At 60.6% G+C, this 17,887-nt stretch carries 20 protein-coding genes; 11 read left to right on the top strand and 9 right to left on the bottom strand.

The features are described 5' to 3' along the window. Positions 1-23: 23 nt before the first annotated feature. The 5 genes from speB to QTL94_RS08325 all read right to left on the bottom strand — a co-directional run bounded on the left by speB (position 24) and on the right by QTL94_RS08325 (position 5,706). On the bottom strand, positions 24-986 hold the full coding sequence (gene speB / locus QTL94_RS08345; RefSeq protein ID WP_065692983.1) for an agmatinase: 963 nt from the start codon (positions 984-986) through the stop codon (positions 24-26). 112 nt (positions 987-1,098) lie between these two features. Continuing rightward, on the bottom strand, positions 1,099-1,980 hold the full coding sequence (locus QTL94_RS08340) for a LysR substrate-binding domain-containing protein (RefSeq protein WP_289801221.1): 882 nt from the start codon (positions 1,978-1,980) through the stop codon (positions 1,099-1,101). A 199-nt stretch (positions 1,981-2,179) separates the two neighbouring features. Beyond that, complete coding sequence (locus tag QTL94_RS08335; RefSeq protein WP_289801220.1) at positions 2,180-3,163, bottom strand: alpha/beta hydrolase; 984 nt, start codon at positions 3,161-3,163, stop codon at positions 2,180-2,182. Between the two features lie 159 nt (positions 3,164-3,322). Then, entirely contained in the window at positions 3,323-4,174 is an 852-nt protein-coding gene (locus QTL94_RS08330; RefSeq protein WP_289801219.1) for an endonuclease/exonuclease/phosphatase family protein, read from the bottom strand. Between the two features lie 68 nt (positions 4,175-4,242). After that, entirely contained in the window at positions 4,243-5,706 is a 1,464-nt protein-coding gene (locus QTL94_RS08325; protein WP_289801218.1) for a phospholipase D-like domain-containing protein, read from the bottom strand. A gap of 242 nt (positions 5,707-5,948) precedes the next feature. Here QTL94_RS08325 and QTL94_RS08320 point away from each other — a divergent pair, with 242 nt between their 5' ends. The 4 genes from QTL94_RS08320 (at position 5,949) to QTL94_RS08305 (ending at position 8,357) form a co-directional block, all read left to right on the top strand. Next, entirely contained in the window at positions 5,949-6,212 is a 264-nt protein-coding gene (locus tag QTL94_RS08320; protein ID WP_289801217.1) for a DUF2934 domain-containing protein, read from the top strand. 293 nt (positions 6,213-6,505) lie between these two features. Then, entirely contained in the window at positions 6,506-6,679 is a 174-nt protein-coding gene (locus tag QTL94_RS08315; protein ID WP_198928727.1) for a hypothetical protein, read from the top strand. 64 nt (positions 6,680-6,743) lie between these two features. Further along, complete coding sequence (locus QTL94_RS08310) at positions 6,744-7,469, top strand: glutathione S-transferase (RefSeq protein WP_289801216.1); 726 nt, start codon at positions 6,744-6,746, stop codon at positions 7,467-7,469. Between the two features lie 93 nt (positions 7,470-7,562). Next, positions 7,563-8,357: an SDR family NAD(P)-dependent oxidoreductase gene (locus QTL94_RS08305; RefSeq protein WP_065692985.1), complete on the top strand. Its 795-nt coding sequence runs from the start codon at positions 7,563-7,565 to the stop codon at positions 8,355-8,357. Between the two features lie 63 nt (positions 8,358-8,420). Here QTL94_RS08305 and QTL94_RS08300 read toward each other — a convergent pair whose 3' ends face one another. Continuing rightward, entirely contained in the window at positions 8,421-9,308 is an 888-nt protein-coding gene (locus QTL94_RS08300) for a helix-turn-helix domain-containing protein (protein WP_289801215.1), read from the bottom strand. 113 nt (positions 9,309-9,421) lie between these two features. Between QTL94_RS08300 and pobA the strand changes: the two genes are divergently transcribed. Then, the gene (gene pobA, locus QTL94_RS08295; protein ID WP_113522736.1) at positions 9,422-10,594 is read left to right on the top strand and encodes a 4-hydroxybenzoate 3-monooxygenase; all 1,173 of its coding nucleotides are present in this window, start codon (positions 9,422-9,424) and stop codon (positions 10,592-10,594) included. 95 nt (positions 10,595-10,689) lie between these two features. Here the strand turns inward: pobA and QTL94_RS08290 are convergent, their stop codons facing one another. Together QTL94_RS08290 and QTL94_RS08285 are read right to left on the bottom strand one after the other, a co-directional pair. After that, positions 10,690-12,294: an adenylate/guanylate cyclase domain-containing protein gene (locus tag QTL94_RS08290; protein ID WP_289801214.1), complete on the bottom strand. Its 1,605-nt coding sequence runs from the start codon at positions 12,292-12,294 to the stop codon at positions 10,690-10,692. A gap of 245 nt (positions 12,295-12,539) precedes the next feature. Continuing rightward, complete coding sequence (locus QTL94_RS08285) at positions 12,540-12,968, bottom strand: lipocalin-like domain-containing protein (RefSeq protein WP_289801213.1); 429 nt, start codon at positions 12,966-12,968, stop codon at positions 12,540-12,542. Between the two features lie 133 nt (positions 12,969-13,101). On the opposite strand from QTL94_RS08285, the gene QTL94_RS08280 reads away from it, so the two are divergent. After that, positions 13,102-13,545: a GNAT family N-acetyltransferase gene (locus QTL94_RS08280; protein ID WP_289801212.1), complete on the top strand. Its 444-nt coding sequence runs from the start codon at positions 13,102-13,104 to the stop codon at positions 13,543-13,545. A 55-nt stretch (positions 13,546-13,600) separates the two neighbouring features. Continuing rightward, positions 13,601-14,131, top strand: coding sequence for a GNAT family N-acetyltransferase (locus QTL94_RS08275; RefSeq protein ID WP_289801211.1), 531 nt, complete (start codon positions 13,601-13,603; stop codon positions 14,129-14,131). Here QTL94_RS08275 and pcaQ read toward each other — a convergent pair. Continuing rightward, positions 14,123-15,043 (bottom strand): pca operon transcription factor PcaQ, encoded by a 921-nt coding sequence (pcaQ, locus tag QTL94_RS08270; RefSeq protein ID WP_065692765.1) that lies wholly within the window; start codon positions 15,041-15,043, stop codon positions 14,123-14,125. The two genes, QTL94_RS08275 and pcaQ, sit on opposite strands and share 9 nt — an antisense overlap. Before the next feature lie 148 nt (positions 15,044-15,191). Here pcaQ and pcaD point away from each other — a divergent pair, with 148 nt between their 5' ends. Genes pcaD through pcaG form a run of 4 tightly spaced genes read left to right on the top strand, consistent with a single transcriptional unit; the run spans position 15,192 to position 17,778 of the window. After that, positions 15,192-16,001: a 3-oxoadipate enol-lactonase gene (pcaD, locus tag QTL94_RS08265; RefSeq protein WP_289801210.1), complete on the top strand. Its 810-nt coding sequence runs from the start codon at positions 15,192-15,194 to the stop codon at positions 15,999-16,001. After that, on the top strand, positions 15,998-16,402 hold the full coding sequence (gene pcaC, locus QTL94_RS08260; RefSeq protein ID WP_289801209.1) for a 4-carboxymuconolactone decarboxylase: 405 nt from the start codon (positions 15,998-16,000) through the stop codon (positions 16,400-16,402). Before pcaD ends, pcaC begins: the two co-directional genes overlap by 4 nt. A gap of 10 nt (positions 16,403-16,412) precedes the next feature. After that, on the top strand, positions 16,413-17,162 hold the full coding sequence (gene pcaH, locus QTL94_RS08255; protein ID WP_289801208.1) for a protocatechuate 3,4-dioxygenase subunit beta: 750 nt from the start codon (positions 16,413-16,415) through the stop codon (positions 17,160-17,162). 1 nt (position 17,163) lies between these two features. Continuing rightward, entirely contained in the window at positions 17,164-17,778 is a 615-nt protein-coding gene (gene pcaG / locus QTL94_RS08250; protein ID WP_065692769.1) for a protocatechuate 3,4-dioxygenase subunit alpha, read from the top strand. Positions 17,779-17,887: the final 109 nt, after the last annotated feature.

The following is a 17,887-nucleotide window of genomic DNA, read 5'->3' as shown; positions in this document are numbered from 1 at the left end:
CCGGCGACCATTCTCTTTGTGGCCTAGCGCTCTCGCGTCGCCGCTACCTGACCAGCGATCACGCAAAGCAACTCGAACATGATCGTCGCGCCGGCAATCGCGGTGATGCCGCCGATGTCGAATGGCGGGGACACTTCCACGACGTCGGCGCCCACGATCCTCACGCCATCGAGGAGCCGCACCATCTGCTGCGCTTCTCGCGTGCTGAAGCCTCCAATTTCAGGGGTGCCGGTCCCTGGGGCCATCGACGGATCGATGCTGTCGATATCGAACGAGACATAGGCCGGAGCGCTTCCAACGATGCTGCGCGCCTCCTCCATGACAGCCACCGCGCCACGCTCGACGAATTCTTCCATGTAGATGACGCGTACGCCCTGAGCTCTTGCCCAATCGTGCTCGCCCGGCTCGTAGACCGAGCCGCGGATGCCGATCTGCACGATGCGCTTGGGGTCCAGCAGCCCCTCTTCGATCGCCCTGCGGAACGGGGTGCCGTGCGTATAGGGATTGTCACCGAAATAGGTATCGTTCGTATCGGAATGTGCGTCGAAATGGATGAGGCCGACCGGGCCTTTCCTGGCGACGGCGCGCAGGACGGGAAGCGTCGTGAGGTGATCGCCGCCGACCGACAGCGGGATGGCTCCTTCGCCGACGATCGCGGCCATGCCGGCTTCGATGCGCTTCAGTGCATCCTGGAGATCGATGGGATTGACGGATAGGTCTCCGACGTCTGCGACATTGGCAGCACTGAAGGGTTCGATACCCGACACATGATGCGCCCGTCGCATCAGGCTCGACTGGCTGCGGACTTCTCTCGGCCCATGCCGCGCGCCGGCGCGATTGGTCGTCCCGCCATCCCACGGAATGCCGACCAGTGCGATGTCGAGGCCCTTGGCTGACGCGACGGCGGGGAGCCTCATGAAGGTCGTATGCCCGGCAAAGCGGGGCACCTCGGCTGCATCGACCGGCTGGTGGAAATTGGCAGTCATCGGCTCATCCTTGAAAATCATCGGCACGGGTGTTCACCGCTGCTCTTCAGCAGCAATCACGTCAACAGAGCCGCAATGCTCAAGGAGGTCAAGCGTTCTGGCTGCCATCGGATCATTGAAATTTCGACGTAATCCAGGTCGAGAACAGCCGGGCGGGATCCGTCAGTTGATCGAAGCGACGGGCCACGAGGAAGTAGGCGCCGTGGGGAATGGCGAGATCGAAAACGCAGGCCAACCGGCCCGCCCGAATTTCGTCCTCGGCAAATATCCGGTCCACGAGACCGATGCCCTGACCTCGCAGGACGGCCTGAAGAACCAGGCCGCCGTCTGCATAGACAACTCCGCGGACAGCCTCTGACGGCGTGACGCCTGCAGCCTCGAACCACCGGTTCCAGACGTCACGGTTTTCTTCGTGCAGCAGCGGGAGACTGAGCAAGTCACCGGCCGCGCGGATTACCGACTGCGTGAGCACGACCGGCGCTGCGACCGGGATCATCCAGACATCGGCCAGATGCCTGCTCTGGCTCCTCGGCCAAGATGTGTCCGTGACGCTGTGGCGAATGGCGATCTGCGCCTCACCGCTTCGAAATTCCGCCAGTCGTGAATCTGAATCGACGGTGACATCGATATCAGCGTGTAGCGCCTGAAAGTCGGGCAATTGCGGCACCAGCCAGGATGCGGCAAACGATGGTTCCGCACTGATGGACAGGCTGTTTTGTTTTCTGCTGCTGCGTATCCCGTCCAGGCAATCGCCAATCTTATCGAACGACGTCGTAAGAATAGTGAGCAACCTGTGGCCTGCGTCGGTCAGGTGGACGCTTCGATGACGGCGTTCGAAAAGTGCCTCACCGAGCGTCGTTTCCAGATCTCTGATCTGCCGGCTGACGGCTGCCTGCGAAATGAAAAGCTCGTCGGCCGCGCGCGTGAAACTGCCGAGACGTCCCGCTACCTCGAAGCTTCGTAGTGCCGTCAAAGGCAGATGTCCGCGCTTCATCGCATAACCTCAAGTCATTCGAAGACTACGATAAGCTCGTTTGAAGACAGAGGGCAAGAGCGGTCAAGATGGCGTCGAAGGAGAGTTGCCATGTGGACGCATCTATTGATGATCATCGACGACGTCATGCGCATCGCGACCTTTCAGCCACGGCGCAAGGACAATCGGCGCCGGGACTGATCTAGGCGGGAGGCGGCGGTCATTCCTTCGGCTTGTCGGCGAAGTGCTGTATCGCATACTCGGCCATGTTCTGGTTGGAGCGCCGCGCATCGTCGATCCAGAAGGGAAACAGCTGCCATTGGTGGATCATGCCCGGCCAGACCTCGGCCGTCACGTCTACGCCGGCCTTGCGTGCCTTGTCGGCAAGCCGCAACGTGTCATCCAGCAGGGCTTCGCTCGAGCCCACCTGCATCAGGATCGGGGGAAAACCCGTCATGTCGGCATAGAGCGGCGAGGCGCGCGGGTCGGTCGGCGCACGGCTGCCGAGATAGGCCTTTCGCGCCGCCTCCATCTGCGTGGCGTTCAACAGCGGGTCGCTCTTGATGTTGGCTGCAAATGAGTTGCCTGTCCCGGCAAGATCAGTGATCGGGCTGACCGCGATGACGGCGGCCGGAAGCGGCCCCTTGAGTTGCATCTGTCTCAGCGTGGCCTCGATGGCGAGGTTTCCACCGGCGGCATCTCCCGCGATGACCACATTGTCGTTGTCGTAGCCGGATTCGAGCAGCCACTGGTATGCCGTCAGCGTATCGTCGATCGGTGCCGGAAACGGATAGTCCGGCGCAAGCCGGTAATTGATCAGCAGGACGTCTGATGAAGACGCCTTGGCAAGCGCGGCGGCGAAGGCCCTGTGGGTTTGAAGCGATCCGCCATAGAAGCCACCACCGTGAACGTAAAGGATCGCGCGTCGACCGATGGGATGATGCAGGCGAGCCGGCCAGATAAGTTCCGCGTCCACGCCGCCGGCATCGACGTGCCTGATCTGGACACGAGACGGTCCCGGTGTCGACGCCATCAGCTCTTCGAAGGCCGAGCGGCGTTCCATGAGGCTATCGGCACCGGCAAAGTGTTGCTGCAACATGCCGGAGAGCTTCTCGATCTGAGCCTTCGACGCCTGACTCTGAGATGCCGGATCAAGGGCCGAAACGGTGTCGAACGGCAGCGCGGACGGGCCTGCCGCGATCATCAGCAGCAGACAGATCCGCCTGACGATTTGCGCAGTCGAAGCTGCGTGCGGTTGCCTGTTACCTCGCGACCGCACCACCCACGCCCTCAACATGCTGCTATTCTCCCCGATAGGCGTCCGCCTCGCTTTTCTCAGAACGTGCCATGACGGCCTGTGGAGTCAAGCGCTGTGCCTTCCCTTTTTCGGCACAGGTTCCTGGTTGTCCGCAGTCTCCAGGTTGAGGAGCGCCTTGATCGGCAGATGGTCGGAAGCGATGCGGGCGAGCGGCGTGTCGTGCGCCTCGACGCGCGTCAGCACGCCGTTGCGATTGGCCATGATGCGGTCCAGCGCAAGAACCGGCAGGCGGGCCGGGAAGCTCGGGACGGCGGCTGGCTGCGGTCCGAACGCGGACTGGAACGTGTGCAGCGATGAGCGGTCGCCGAGCCGCCACTCGTTGAGGTCACCCAGGAGGATGGTCGGCGTCTCGACTTTTTCGGCCATCAGCTCGACGAGCATTTTGGCCTGCTGGGCGCGGGAGTGCCGCAGGAGGCCGAAATGCGCGGCAATGATGCGCAACGCTCCGCCCTGCTCCAGTTCGAGTTCGGCGACCAGTGCACCCCGCGGCTCCAGCCCCGGCAAGTTGATCTGGTGGACGTCGCGTACCAGACCCTTCTTGAACAACACGACATTGCCGTGCCACCCGTGCGCCTTGGCCATGCCACTGACAGGTACGGGGAGCAGCCCCGTTTCCCGCTCCAGCCTCGCGAGGTCCAGGATCCCGGTTCTCTCACCGAAGCGCGTGTCGGCCTCCTGCAGGGCGATGACGTCAGCGTCGATCTCGTGAATGACACGACTGGTGCGCTCAGGGTCAAAGCGCCTGTCGTTTCCGACGCACTTGTGGACGTTATAGGACGCAATCAGCGTGCCCGCGCCCCTTGGTGGCGCTTCCGCATGCGCCGCAGTCAAGCGTCTCTTGCGGTTCCTGATGGAGGCAAGGATGCTCGCGGGCAGGCTGGCTTTCTTGGCATGCATCGGGATGTGCCGGGCGTTCCGTGGATCGAAGGTGCTCTGCTGAGCAGTATAGGCAATGGACGCAAAGTTTAAAGATATGGCGAGCCAAGCCAGAAGATCTTGTCGAAGAGGCGCACCGCAAACGGTCGGCCGCGCAAGCTCTGCAGCGTGACTGGCGACGCGCCCTTGATCGCCTCTTCGATATGTTCGTCGATCTCTGCTGCAAACCCTTCATTCAACACTTCGAGGTCGATCTCGAAGTTCAGTCGCAGCGAGCGAGGGTCGAGATTGGACGAGCCGACGTATGACCATGCGCCGTCGATGGAGAGAAGCTTGGAGTGACTGAAGGTGCCGCTGGAGCGCCAGATACGGCAGTAGTTGCTGACGATCTGATCGAACTGTGCCGTCATCGCGCGATCCACGAGCACGAGGTTATTGACAGCCGGCACCACGATATCGACCTCGACCCCGCGTCGTGCGGCCGTGGCCAGCGCGCTGATCAGCTCGCGGTCCGGCAGGAAGTAGGGTGACATGATCCGAATGGATTTGCGGGCAACCGAAAAGGCGCCCATCAGCATCTTGTGGCTCGTCTCGATGCTCCTGTCGGGGCCGGACGCGATCACGCGTATGAACACCGGATCGCCCGGCTGCCTCTCGGGCATCGCCGTTTTCCAGGCTTCGCCGGTGAGGATCTCGCCGGTTGTAAACCGCCAATCCTCGGCGGCCACATTGAACAGATCGGCGATAACAGGGCCGGTCACGACGAAATGCGTATCCCTGGCGAAGTTCTCGCCTGCAACCTCCCGGGTGAAACCCTCCCTGATGTTCATGCCGCCGGTCAGTGCGGTGTGGCCGTCGACAATCAGGATCTTCCTGTGGGTGCGGAGGTTCGCATAGGGCAGACGCAGGCCCATGATGACGTTGCCGTTGAATACGGCGACGTTGACGCCCCCATTGCTGAGATAGCGAAGGATGCTCGGAACCGAATAGCGGGCACCGACGGCATCGATCAGGACGCGAACCTCGATCCCGCGCTTGACTGCCGCGATCAGCGAATCCGCGATCCGCAGGCCGATGCGATCTCGGTCGAAGATGTAGGTCTCGAGAAGCACGCTGCGTTCGGCGCTGTCGATCGCAGCCTTCATTGTCGCGTAGCAGTCATCGCCGGTTTCCAGAATGTCGATGGTGTTGCCGGTGGCGATGGGATTTCGAGCGACCCGATCGCCGAGTGTCTGCAGGGCCGAGAACCGTCGGCCAAATCCGGTGATGATGATCTCGGGATCGGCGTCGAACCGCTCCAGCTCGTCAAGATCGGCTTCGGGGATCAACGCGTCACGGCGCAGGCTGAGCGATGCCCTACGAATGCGGTTTATACCGGCAATCGCGTAGACGACGGCTCCGACGATCGGCGACAGCAGGATCACACCGACCCAGCCGGTGGCGGCCCGCACCTCCTCCTTGGTCATGGTGGCATGGATCGCCGCCGCCGTTCCCATGACCAATGAGACAACGAATAGAATATGAGGCCAATAGGTCGATAAGAGATAAAACATGCACGGCGAATATAGCGGTAAAATGGTGCCGTTCAATCGTGCTTCGCAACGCGCGGCTGAAAGCAAAGGGGCGCTTCTCGTCGTTGCAAACGATGCCTTGAAGGTGGAAGTGTCGCAAAATGCTGCGCTGCGACAAATATTTTTGCAGTGTGTCAGAAAATACTTGAAACGTGACGCTTCGTCTGGAACTCTGCTCCTAGTATCGCGTTAGCACTGCGGCAGCTTGTGACTGGAGATCGGCGATGACGGAAACTCAGGAAGAGTGGATCAAGAAGCGTGCCTATGCGCTTTGGGAGGAGGAAGGTCGCCCGGCAGGGAGAGATTCCGCCCACTGGCATCAGGCCTTGAAAGAGCGCGAGGCGCTTGAAGGCTCTGCGGCATCGCTCGATGGCAAGGAAGTCAAGACGCGGACCAAGCGGGCGGTTGCGGCTCCCAATGGCGCTGCCAAGGCGGCCGCGCGCAAGACCACCGCAAAGAAGCCTGCTGCAGTCAGCAAGCCGGTCTGAAATCCCCATCACGACAAGCGTGTTTGCCTGAGGCGCTCGCGGGCGTAGCCGCGCGCGTCATACGCTTGAATTAATTGTGGTCTATTCCTTTAGCCGTGCGGATGTTCGTTGAGCATGCGGATCGGTGTTCTTGAAAAATCCAGCGACGACTGCCCTGCGATGGGAACAAAAGTCGGGTCGCGACGTTTTGCAAGAGGAGGAGATGCGCCATGAACAGAAGTTACTTCGATGCAATTCTCGTTTCGCTGATCGTTACAGGCTGCTACCTGTTTATCGCTCCTATGTGAGAGGCCATGTCCCTTCTGATTTTTGCCGCGGTGGCCTATCTGGCGCTTGCTCTGATCGTTGTCGTTGCCGTCGACAATGTCGTTGCACTGTTTTTCCGCGACACGCGCCCGTCTCTCGACCTCCGCGCCACGACCTTTGACAAGGTCATCGCAATATCCCGACGGTATTACCGCAAGTAAGCACCACGGTCCGTGGCGCCAATTCTCCTCAGCAAAGTGTGAACAGCCCGAGTGAGAGGGAACAATGGTCTACGAGCTTTATTATTGGGACGGTATCCAGGGGCGGGGCGAGTTCGTGCGCCTCGCACTTGAAGATGCCGGTGCCGACTATGTCGATGTGGCTCGCCAACCGGGGCGAGGAACAGCAGCCATGCTGAAGATCATGGATGACAGGGGCGCGGCCTGCCCACCATTTGCGCCGCCGTTTCTCAAGGTCGGCGACGTCATCATTTCCCACGTCGCAAACATCCTTTTTTATCTCGGGCCGAAGTTGGGATTGGCACCGCAGGACGAAGTGCTGCGATATGTGGCGAACGGCTTGCAGTTGACGATCACCGATTTCGTCGCCGAGGTGCACGACACGCATCATCCAATTGCGACGTCGCTCTACTACGAGGACCAGAAAGAAGCCGCAAAGGCCCGCTCGGCCGCCTTTATCGCGGATCGGGTACCGAAATTTCTGGGCTACTTCGAACGCGTCCTGCAGCAAAATTCCGATGGCCGCGGGCATATCGTCGGAACGGCTCTTTCCTATGTCGATCTGTCGTTGTTTCAAGTCATCGAAGGGTTGTCTTACGCCTTCCCGGTTGCCATGCGCGGCTACGCGAAACGCTATCCCGGACTTGCCGCACTCCATGAGTCGGTGCGGCGAGGGCCAAATATTGCGGCTTACCTGGCTTCTCCGCGACGCCTTGCCTTCAACGAGGACGGGATCTTTCGGCACTATCCGGAACTCGATTCTGCAGACTGAGCAGAAACGATTGCGCAACCGCGACGGGCGCTGCTAGTGTCGCCACCCTACCCGCTCGAAGCTACCATTCATTCGCTGGAGATCATTGCTGCCATGGCAAACCTTGCTCAAATGCTGACCTCAATCAAGATTCCGGATCTGGCCGGCAAGGCTGTGTTGATTACCGGTGCCTCGACTGGGATCGGGGCGGCGCTCGCGCGCGCGTTTGCGGCGCAGGGCATGAAGGTCGGCATCCACTATAATTCGAGCCGCGACGCGGCCGAGGCCCTGGCAGCAGAGATCCGGGCTGAAGGCGGGACGGTGCATCTGATACACGGCGACGTCTCACGCGAAGGCGAAAGCGAGCGCGTGGTCGAGGAAACCGCGAAGACCTTTGGTCATCTGGATGGCCTCGTCAACAACGCGGGTGGCATGCTGGGTCGAAAGCCGACGTCGGAATATACCGATGAGCACTACGCCAAGGTAATGGATCTCAATGCGCGCTCTGTCCTTGCCGCCACGCGCGCGGCGCATCCGTGGCTGAAAAAGCAGGGCGGCTTCATCATCAACACCACGTCGATTGCAGCGCGCAACGGTGGCGGCAACGGCGCTATCCTCTATGCGGCGTCGAAGGGCTTCGTCTCGACGATTACCCATGGTCACGCCAAGGAGTTCGTGGCGGATCGCATTCGCGTCAATGCCGTGGCGCCCGGCGTTATCGCCACGCCATTTCATGAGCGCTACACCAATGACGAGCAGATGGAACTGCAGCGAAAGTCCATACCGATGGGCTTTGTGGGCACGCCTGAAGATTGCGTCGGCGCCTACCTGTTCCTTGCCTCTCCCACCTTGTCAGGCTACGTCACGGGCCAGATCATCGAGGTCAACGGCGGACAATTGATGCCCTGACCGGGCTTGCAACGATTTCTTGAGCAGCGCGACAGCTCGGTGCCGCCTGCAATAACGATCGGCTCAGGCCGCAAGCTTGGCGCGCTCTACCATGCGCCAGGCTCGCGGTGTCTGCCCCGTCTGCCGGTGAAAGAAACGGGAAAAATAGGCGGGGTCGGCAAAGCCCAGGCGGTAGCCGATCTCCTGTACGCTGCCGAAGGTGAAGACCAGTTCGCGCTTTGCCTCGTCGATCAATTTCCGGGCGATGAGATCATGGGTGCCGTGCCCGGTTTTCGCCCGCACGATGCGGTTGAGATGTGTCGGCGAAATGCCGAGCGCGGCGGCGTAGAAGGCGGCGGGCTGGTGTGACCGGAAGTGGCGCTGAATGAGATCGTTCAGGGTCTCCATCCGACGCTCGTTTTCATCCGCGGCACTCCCCTCCTCGCGTTGGTCGGACGACAGTCGCACGATCAACTGCAGAGCGGCAGTTAGATATGCTTCGAGCAGATCGCTGCGGCCAGCACGGCGCTCGGCAAATTCCTGTCCCAAGCGGCGTAAAGAGCCAGCGACATAGGCTGCGTCCTCATTCGTCATGTCGAGTGCCGTCAGGTGCGGACTTGCCAGCCATTCTCCAAGGCGGCTGCGGTCACCCGGCATGGCCTTCAGATGCGACGCCAGGACTGTGACGACAAAGCCGTCGACGTCCTTCGAAAAGCGAAATCCGTGATCGAGGCCCGGCGGCACGGTGACGACCGCAGGTGCTGACATCTGGTGCCAACTGCCCTCGAACAGAGCTTCGCCCGATCCGCTATCTATGTACAATATCTGAAAGAAACTGTCGTGCCGGTGCGGACGGATCTCCCAGTGATGTAGACTGCTGCGAGATGGAATCGTCTCGGAATGAAGCCAGAAGTCTGGCTTTTTGCCGGTTTTCTCGCCATAGAGTTCGTAGGTCGGAACAGCTTTTGCCATCGTCGTCTGCCGTTTTGATGTTCGATTAGTGCAATTTACTGACCGAAATGTCCATTGCTGCAACCTTCACCTCCCGGCACAATTTAGCAAAAGACAAGTGCGGGAGGATACAAATGCGCACCCAAGTCGCCATTATCGGCTCTGGACCCTCGGGATTGCTGCTGGGTCAGTTGCTGACCGAAGCTGGCATCGACAACGTTATTATCGATCGGGTCGGGAAGGATTACATTCTCGGACGTGTGCGCGCAGGTGTTCTCGAAGAGGGTACCGTCGCCCTCATGGATCAGGCGAAGGCTGGTGCCCGGATGCACGCCGAGGGCTTGCCGCACGACGGCATCTCGCTCGCCTTTGATGGCCGGGATCACCGCATCGACCTCTTCGGCCTAACGGGTGGAAAACGCGTTCTGGTGTATGGCCAAACCGAGCTCACGCGCGATCTGATGGAGCATCGCGAGATGCGTGGCGCCCAGACCATTTATGACGCTGCAAACGTTCAGCCACACGCCTTCGACGGTGCGACGCCCTATGTTACCTATGAAAAGGATGGCGTTTCACAGCGTATCGATTGCGACTTCATCGCAGGCTGTGACGGGTTCCACGGGCCGAGCCGCAAGGCCGTTCCCGAGAAGGCGATACGGACGTTCGAGAAGGTCTACCCTTTCGGCTGGCTCGGCATTCTGGCCGAAGTGGCGCCTGTCAGCCATGAACTGATCTATGCCAACCATCCCCGTGGTTTTGCGCTCTGTTCCATGCGTTCGGAGCACCGCAGCCGCTACTATCTGCAATGTCCCGTAGACGAGAAGATCGAAGACTGGAGCGACGACCGCTTCTGGGACGAGCTGCGGCGCCGGCTGCCGGTTCAGCACGCCGAGGCATTGATCACTGCACCGTCCTTCGAAAAATCGATCGCGCCGCTTCGTTCCTTCGTGGCCGAGCCGATGCGTTTTGGCCGGATGTTTCTGGTTGGGGACGCAGCGCACATTGTTCCGCCGACTGGCGCAAAGGGCCTTAATCTTGCCGCGAGCGATGTACATTACCTGTTTTCGGGCCTCGCGGAATACTATCAGGACGGCTCGAACGCTGGCATTGATGCCTATTCGCAACGTGCGCTCGCACGAGTGTGGAAAGCGGTTCGTTTCTCCTGGTGGATGACGACGATGTTGCATCGGTTCCCCGATACCGGCGATTTCGACCAGAAGATCCAGGAAGCCGAGCTCGATTATCTCACGCACTCGCGAGCTGCATCCACCGCCCTCGCGGAGAATTACGTAGGCCTGCCCTACTAGAGATCCCTTCCGCCATCCACGGAAGGGCGATGGGGAGCGGTGGTGGTTCATGCGTCACACCACCGCTCGCCCGACTTCTGGTCGCCCATCAGATGTCAGGAGGACGGTTTAGTCTCTGCATCGACCGCCGCGATCGCCTCCGCCAGTGCCGCCCGCACCCGCGCACGTTCCTCCGGGTCAAGCTGTGCCATATCCAGGTGAAGATCGAGTCCGGCGAAATGTTCGCTCATCACACGAAGGTTTCGATCCGCTCCCAGGAGGCCGTTGACGGCATAGGGGACGATCTCGCGCTGAATGCCCTTCATGGTGATCGGTGGGAGGGGCGTTGCGTCGACGATGTCTTTCACCAGAGCGTAGGTTTCATAGCTGATGACGATCTTGCCGCCTTCGGCAATGGACTGCAGGCGCGCGGCGAGGTTGGCCTCGGCGCCGATGATCGTGTAGTCCATCCGGTCATTGCTGCCGAAATTGCCGACGTTGCAGTAGCCCGAGTTGATGCCCATCCGGACGACGAACGGCTCTTCGGTGCCGTCCAGGCGCCATTTCTCCTTCAGTTCGCCAAGACGCCGCTGCATGTCGACGGCCATGCGCAGGCACGCCTTCGCGTCTTCGACGGATCCATTGGTCTCCGGATCGCCGAAAAACACCAGAACGGCATCGCCAATGAACTTGTCGAGCGTGCCGCCGTGCTTGAGCGCGATCGCCGACATTTCGGTGAGGTATTCGTTCAGCATCTCGGTCAGCGCTTCCGGCTGCAGCCGTTCCGTTGTGGCGGTGAAGTCCTTGATGTCGGAGAAGAAGATCGTCAGCCGCTTGCGTTCCGTCTGGATGACGACATCCTTCTGGCCGCTGAAGATGCTCTTGTAGACCTGCGGTGACAGATAGCGCGAGATCTTCATGGAGATGCTTGCCAGGAACTCGTTCGTCGATTCCAGTTCATGATTGAAGCCCTCGATCAGGGCGGTTTGGCGTTGCTGGAAGGCGACGAAGCCGATGCCGAGGGCTGCCATGCACCCGAAATAGGCCAGCAGGTATTTGAAGGCGAAGACGTTGCGGGCAAACGGCTGGCTGATGATCACTTCCTGGATTCCGCGCACATCTCCGATCTTCCAGTCGGTTTTCGGGCTCTCCGGATGCGTGTTGTGGCAGGCAACGCAGGCCTTGCCCATGATGACGGGGGTGACGAGGCGAAAGGTGTTGGTGAAACCGCTGCGACTGATCTCGGTTGGTGTCTGCTTGGGGTCTTGCCGAAGCTCAGTGAGCGCTTGCGTTTCGAAAGGGTCAAGCGGATGGGGTGGACGTCGCTTGAATGGCAGGTCGGAGAGGAACCGATAGGTGATATTGGCCTGCTGCTGGCGGATCACGTCGCCCAGTTCGAGCGAAAGCGTGGCCGGAATCGGGATTGCGCCCGGAATGTCGGCGTACTCGTGCGTGACAACGGTGCCGGTATCACCTCCGGCTGCGTGGGCCGCGAGGATGCGTCCGACGACGTTGCTGGCATAGTAGGAGCGGATGCTGGTGATCAGCGAGCTCATGTCCTCGGCCTGGCGTTTCAGTGCGCCTTGCGAAAGGGTGCTGACATCCATCCAGACGGCAATCGGCAGACCAGCCAGCATCGCTAGGATCATGAAACTGATGAAGTACCCGGTCTTTCGCGCGGTCCGCCCGCGATCGCCCCCGTATGCCACGACAAGCCTCATCAATATTAATCCGTGCCGACCCGCAAGCACTGGCGACGCGACGTTGCCGTTGCATGCTATCGGCTGCGCCGACCAATTCCGTCGCCTTGCGGAGACGGCGTGCTCACAAATTCATGTCGATAGCAGGAGCATGCGCCCATCTTTGTCGTCAATCGGGCGCTCCTGACCAATTTTGGAGGCACTTTGCATGGCGCGCAGGCGGCCATCAAAATGCACGCAACCGTGCGTTCTCATTGCGCCCGGGATCAGACCTTGCGGAACTCGATCCGGTAGGTGACTTCCTCGCCTGTCGTCGGATCGACCCCTGGCGCACCACTGATGACCAGCTTGTCGCCGTCGATCGAGAAGGGACGGATCAGATCTGTCACGCCCCAGGCCGGGTTCCAGCTGGCGTCTACGTGATGGACGACCCTGCCGTTTTCGAAGGTGTAGGATCCGGCATAGGCAAGCATTGTGTCGAACAACTCGATCTTTTCTGCATCCGTCGGCAGTCGGCCCTTCGATGACGGGCGATGTCGGTTGACCACCACCGCCATCATGCGTCCGTCGGGCTGATAAGACAGATATCCCACCGGATCGGGGCCCATGGCATCGGTCACAGCGCCTGATGCCACCGCTTTGCGTGTCCATGAGATCATTCGCCAGGTTCCGTGCAGTCCGGCCGTATTTCCCATCGATCCCCCCTATAAAGGTTCGCGCGGGCATTCTAGCAAAAGGCGGCTGCGCGCGACAGGGTCGCCGTCACGCGCTGTGCGGGTCGAACTCTATCTCTTTCAATCGGATGGCGATCGTGCGAGCATTCCCTTCATGACACAACTCACAGAACCACTGATCGAGGTTATCGGCTCCAATCCCAGCCGCGAATGTCGTGACGCCATTGTCAGGGCGCTCGACGCATACAACATGGCCAATATCGGCGACATCGAAGACAAGCCCGATTTCGCTGTCCTTGTCCGCGATCGCGCGGGTGGTGACGTCATCGGCGGCCTTTATGCCATGGATGGATATGGCTGGGCCTTCATCAAATTTCTCGTCGTGCCGGAAGGCTATCGTGGCGCCGGGCTTGGAACGCGGCTGATGGCCGAAGCGGAAGCGATCGCCCGCCAGCGCGGCTATCTCGGCGTCTGGCTCGACACATTCGAGTTTCAGGCCAAGCCGTTCTACGAAAAACTTGGCTATGAAGTCTTCGGGCAACTCGAGGGCGGACCGGGTGCATTTGCCAGGTATTTTTTCAAGAAACGTTTTGCCTGATCCGGGTGCGGGGCCAACTGTGAACGTGGAACTGATAAGTCCGGAGTTCGGTAAGTTGCAAGCCTATGAAGCCGCGCTCGGCAACGGCTGGTCGCCGGATCCGCGCCGGACCGACGAAGCGTTTACGGCTATGCTGCTCGCCGAACTCCGGCGCGATCGCCGGGGCTTCTTCGAAGAATTGATCCGGACGGACGACCTAGTCACGCTTGCCGACGGGCGGACAGTGCCGCGCCTGCCCACCTGCTTCTTCTGGATTTGGGACGGCACCTTCTGTGGAACGATCGAACTGCGTTTCCAGCCCGGCACTGACGATCTTCCACCCTACGTGGCCGGGCATGTCGGTTACTCGGTCGTGCCGTGGAAACAACAGCGTGGCTACGCGACGATAGCGCTCGGGCAGCTTCTGCCTGTTGCGGCAGGAAAGGGATTGAGCAGGATTACAGTGCTCTGCAACGAGGACAATCTTGGCTCAAGGCGCGTCATAGAACGCAACGGGGGCAGGCTCGTCAAGGTAGGCCCGCATCCGTCGGATGCACCGGAGCGGATCAAGCTCCATTTCGATCTCAGTGTCCTGCCGTTATCCTGAAACGCCCTCGGCGGCCTCGCGGATCGTCTGCATCAGGATCGATAGCGGCAGCGAAGGAATGGCGTCGGTTCGCATCGTCAGGCCGACCGGACCCTTGGTTTCGCTGGTATCGATCGGCAGGACGGCCAGCAGACCGTCAGCGACGTCCATGGCGACAACCCCTGACGATATGATCCACACCGCATCGCTGGCGCGGACAAAGGCGCGTCCAAAGGAATCCGACACGGTCTCGATCTGGTTCGGCAGGCTTGCGACGCCGTTGGCGATCAGGAAGCTTTCGACGAAGGGGCGAATGATGGAGGCGCGCGTGGGCATAAGCACTGTGTACTGGCCAAGATTTGAAAACAGGGAGCCTTTTGTCTTGGTCAGTGGATGCCCGGCGCGCACCACGAAGACGACCTGTTCGGAATAGAGGTGTTCGAAGGAGAAGCCCGCCATCTTCTCCGCACTGGCTAGACGGCCAACAACGAGGTCGAGATCGCCGACGCGCAACTGCTCCATCAGGACCGAATTTTCGCCGGTCACGATCTTGATCCGGCTCCAGGTGTTTTCCTTGAGAAACAGCTCCATCGCGCGTGGCATGATCCTCGTCGAGACGGTGGGCAATGCCCCGATGCGGATCGGGGGAGCCTCGCCGAAGCGCTCCTGCGACACGGAATCGAGACCCTGCCGCAGCGCGGTCAATGCCGCGCCGGCGTGCCGCAGGAAGACTTCACCGTAGCGGGTGATCTTGATGCCGCGCCCGTCACGCTCGAAGACGTCGACGCCCAGTACTTCCTCGAGTTCGCGGATCGTCTTGGTGACGGCCGGCTGGCTGACATTCAGCAGCCCCGCTGCCTTCATCACGCTTTTCTGGCGCGCGACCTCGACAAACGTCTGCAGATGGCGAAACTTCACACGGCTGTCGATCATGAAGGTTCATAACTCCGAAGTTATCGAAACGGCACAAAATATCATTTTACCTAACCAAATTAAACATCCAATTTGACCCTGGATCTGCGCAGCAGCCTGTTCGCGATATAATTGCGATGAAGGATCCGCACGCAGGGAGGAGAGTTCAGTGCAGTTTGCCCGCATCAACGACGTCACGATTCACTATCAGCTTATCAGCGGTCCTGCCGATAAGCCGGTCATTGTCTTTGCCAACTCATTGGGCACGGATTTCCGCATCTGGCGGGACGTCATCGTTCGGCTCGCCGGCGATTATGCAATCATCCTGTACGACAAGCGCGGCCACGGACTGTCGGATGTCGGTCAGGTGCCCTATTCGATCGAAGATCATGCGTCCGACCTCGCCGGTCTCCTCGATCTGCTGGCGGTCAAGAAAGCCTTTGTCTGCGGTCTTTCCGTCGGCGGCCTGATCGCACAGGCGCTCTACCAGCGTCGCCCGGATCTCGTGCAGGGCCTCCTCCTCTGTGACACAGCGCACAAGATTGGAACGGCGGAGAGCTGGAACACGCGCATTGCCGCCATCGAGAAATCAGGTATCGGCAGTATCGTCGACGCCATCATGGAGCGTTGGTTCACACCCGCGTTCCGGCGCCCCGAAAACACTGCTTATGCCGGATACTGCAACATGCTGGTGCGCCAGCCGGTCGAAGGCTACGTCGCGACCTGCGCTGCCATTCGCGACGCCGACTACACTGTGGCCGCTGGCAAGATCGCCGTGCCGACCATCTGCATTGTCGGCGACCAGGACGGCTCGACACCCCCGGACCTGATGAAGTCGACGGCGCAGCTCATTCCAAACGCACGCTTCGAAGTGATCCGCGATGCCGGCCATATCCCCTGCGTCGAGCAGCCGGAAGCGCTGACGGAGGTGATCCGCGCTTTCATCGATTTCGCATTGCATGGAGAAAAGCACCCATGACTGATCCCCAACTGCCTTCTGCACGCTACAGCCAAGGGATGGCGACGCGTCGTTCCGTACTCGGCGACGCCCATGTCGACCGGGCCGAGGCGAGTTCGACGGCCTTTGATAAGCCGTTTCAGGAACTGATCACCGAAGCGGCCTGGGGGAACGTGTGGTCGCGCCCGGGTCTGACGCATCGTGAGCGATCGATCGTGACGATTGCGCTTCTCGCTGCCCTTGGCCAGGACGACGAAGTCGCAATGCATGTTCGAGCCACGGCCAATACGGGTGCGACGCGCGACGACGTTTGCGAAGCGCTTCTGCATGTGGCGATCTACGCCGGTGTGCCGGCCGCCAATCATGCCATCAAGATCGCCAAGCAGGTATTCGAGCAGATGGACGCCGGCAAGGCGGCCTGAAAGGTAGACGATGTCCGACTTAACCAACCGCAAGCCTGAAACCGGGGCCTTCTTCGCCCGTGATCGCGAGTGGCATGCGCCCGCGTTCACGCCGGGCTACAAGACTTCCGTTCTGCGTTCGCCACAGCGCGCCCTGCTTTCCCTGGACGGCACGATCTCGGAGGTCACCGGACCGGTGTTCGGCCACTCGATGATCGGTGAACTCGACAACGACCTCATCCACAATTTCGCCAAGCCCGGCGAAAGCGCGATCGGTGAGCGCATCGTCGTTCACGGCCGTGTGCTGGACGAGCGTGGACGACCGGTGGCGGGTGCGCTGGTCGAGTTCTGGCAGGCCAATGCCGGCGGTCGCTATCGCCACAAGAAGGAAACCTACCTCGCGGCCATCGATCCGAATTTCGGCGGCTGCGGACGATGCATCACCGACGAGCACGGCCAATATGCCTTCCGCACGGTGCGTCCGGGCGCCTATCCCTGGCCGAACGGTGTCAACGACTGGCGTCCGGCGCACATTCACTTCTCGATCTTCGGCCATGGTTTTGCCCAGCGGCTGATCACGCAGATGTATTTCGAGGGAGATCCGATGATCTGGAAATGTCCGATCGTCGGCACGATCCCGGACAAGCGCGCGATCGAGCAGTTGATTGCGCCGCTGGACTGGGGCAACACCATTCCCATGGATGCCCGTGCCTACAAGTTCGACATCGTATTGCGTGGCCGCCGTTCGACCATGTTCGAAAACCGGATGGAGGGAAACTGAGATGGTCCAGGAACTCGGATACCTCAAGGAAACGCCGTCACAGACGGCCGGTCCCTATGTCCATATCGGCCTCACGCCGAACTTCTGCGACATCAACGGCGTCTATGAAGCCGACCTCGGCACAGCGATGGTCAACGACAAGACGCTTGGTGAACGCATCACGGTAACGGGACGGGTTTTCGATGGCGCCGGCGCCTTTGTGCGCGATGCCGTTCTGGAGATCTGGCAGGCCGACAGCGCGGGCCTCTACAACAGCCCCTCGGAAATGCGCGGCACGGCCGATCCCAATTTCACCGGTTGGGGTCGTTGCGCGACGCGCGCGGAAGACGGCGTCTTCACGTTTGAAACCGTGAAGCCCGGCCAGGTTCCGTTCAAGGACGGCCGCAAGATGGCGCCGCATATCACAGTGTGGATTGTCGCGCGCGGCATCAACATCGGGCTTCACACCCGCATGTATTTCCCCGAGGAGACCGAGGCGAATGCCGCCGATCCGCTGCTCTTGCGCATCGAACACCGCGAGCGCGTGGCAACGATGATCGCGTCGCGCGAAGGGTCGACATATACGTTCGACATTCGCCTGCAGGGCGATGGCGAAACGGTGTTTCTGGATATCTGAAGCGCGTTCGGTTAAGCCTGAATTGCGAAGCGGCTCCCCTCTCCTGCCCTTCCCCGAGGGAAAGGGGAACCTCTCCGGCTCGTGCCGTCTCGAATGGGATGGCGGGGCC

Origin of the sequence: Rhizobium sp. S96 (assembly GCF_030382195.1) — a bacterium.
Taxonomy (GTDB): Bacteria; Pseudomonadota; Alphaproteobacteria; order Rhizobiales; family Rhizobiaceae; genus Rhizobium.
The sequence above is the reverse complement of the archived record's forward strand: the minus strand, read 5'-3'. Positions and strand labels throughout refer to the sequence as shown.

Coding starts and splice junctions, on each gene's coding strand:
- speB (WP_065692983.1), bottom strand. CDS start 986: ATGACTGCCAATTTCCACCAGCCGGTCGATGCAGCCGAGGTGCCCCGC.
- QTL94_RS08340 (WP_289801221.1), bottom strand. CDS start 1,980: ATGAAGCGCGGACATCTGCCTTTGACGGCACTACGAAGCTTCGAGGTA.
- QTL94_RS08335 (WP_289801220.1), bottom strand. CDS start 3,163: ATGATCGCGGCAGGCCCGTCCGCGCTGCCGTTCGACACCGTTTCGGCC.
- QTL94_RS08330 (WP_289801219.1), bottom strand. CDS start 4,174: ATGCATGCCAAGAAAGCCAGCCTGCCCGCGAGCATCCTTGCCTCCATC.
- QTL94_RS08325 (WP_289801218.1), bottom strand. CDS start 5,706: ATGTTTTATCTCTTATCGACCTATTGGCCTCATATTCTATTCGTTGTC.
- QTL94_RS08320 (WP_289801217.1), top strand. CDS start 5,949: ATGACGGAAACTCAGGAAGAGTGGATCAAGAAGCGTGCCTATGCGCTT.
- QTL94_RS08315 (WP_198928727.1), top strand. CDS start 6,506: ATGTCCCTTCTGATTTTTGCCGCGGTGGCCTATCTGGCGCTTGCTCTG.
- QTL94_RS08310 (WP_289801216.1), top strand. CDS start 6,744: ATGGTCTACGAGCTTTATTATTGGGACGGTATCCAGGGGCGGGGCGAG.
- QTL94_RS08305 (WP_065692985.1), top strand. CDS start 7,563: ATGGCAAACCTTGCTCAAATGCTGACCTCAATCAAGATTCCGGATCTG.
- QTL94_RS08300 (WP_289801215.1), bottom strand. CDS start 9,308: ATGGCAAAAGCTGTTCCGACCTACGAACTCTATGGCGAGAAAACCGGC.
- pobA (WP_113522736.1), top strand. CDS start 9,422: ATGCGCACCCAAGTCGCCATTATCGGCTCTGGACCCTCGGGATTGCTG.
- QTL94_RS08290 (WP_289801214.1), bottom strand. CDS start 12,294: ATGAGGCTTGTCGTGGCATACGGGGGCGATCGCGGGCGGACCGCGCGA.
- QTL94_RS08285 (WP_289801213.1), bottom strand. CDS start 12,968: ATGGGAAATACGGCCGGACTGCACGGAACCTGGCGAATGATCTCATGG.
- QTL94_RS08280 (WP_289801212.1), top strand. CDS start 13,102: ATGACACAACTCACAGAACCACTGATCGAGGTTATCGGCTCCAATCCC.
- pcaQ (WP_065692765.1), bottom strand. CDS start 15,043: ATGATCGACAGCCGTGTGAAGTTTCGCCATCTGCAGACGTTTGTCGAG.
- pcaC (WP_289801209.1), top strand. CDS start 15,998: ATGACTGATCCCCAACTGCCTTCTGCACGCTACAGCCAAGGGATGGCG.
- pcaH (WP_289801208.1), top strand. CDS start 16,413: ATGTCCGACTTAACCAACCGCAAGCCTGAAACCGGGGCCTTCTTCGCC.
- pcaG (WP_065692769.1), top strand. CDS start 17,164: ATGGTCCAGGAACTCGGATACCTCAAGGAAACGCCGTCACAGACGGCC.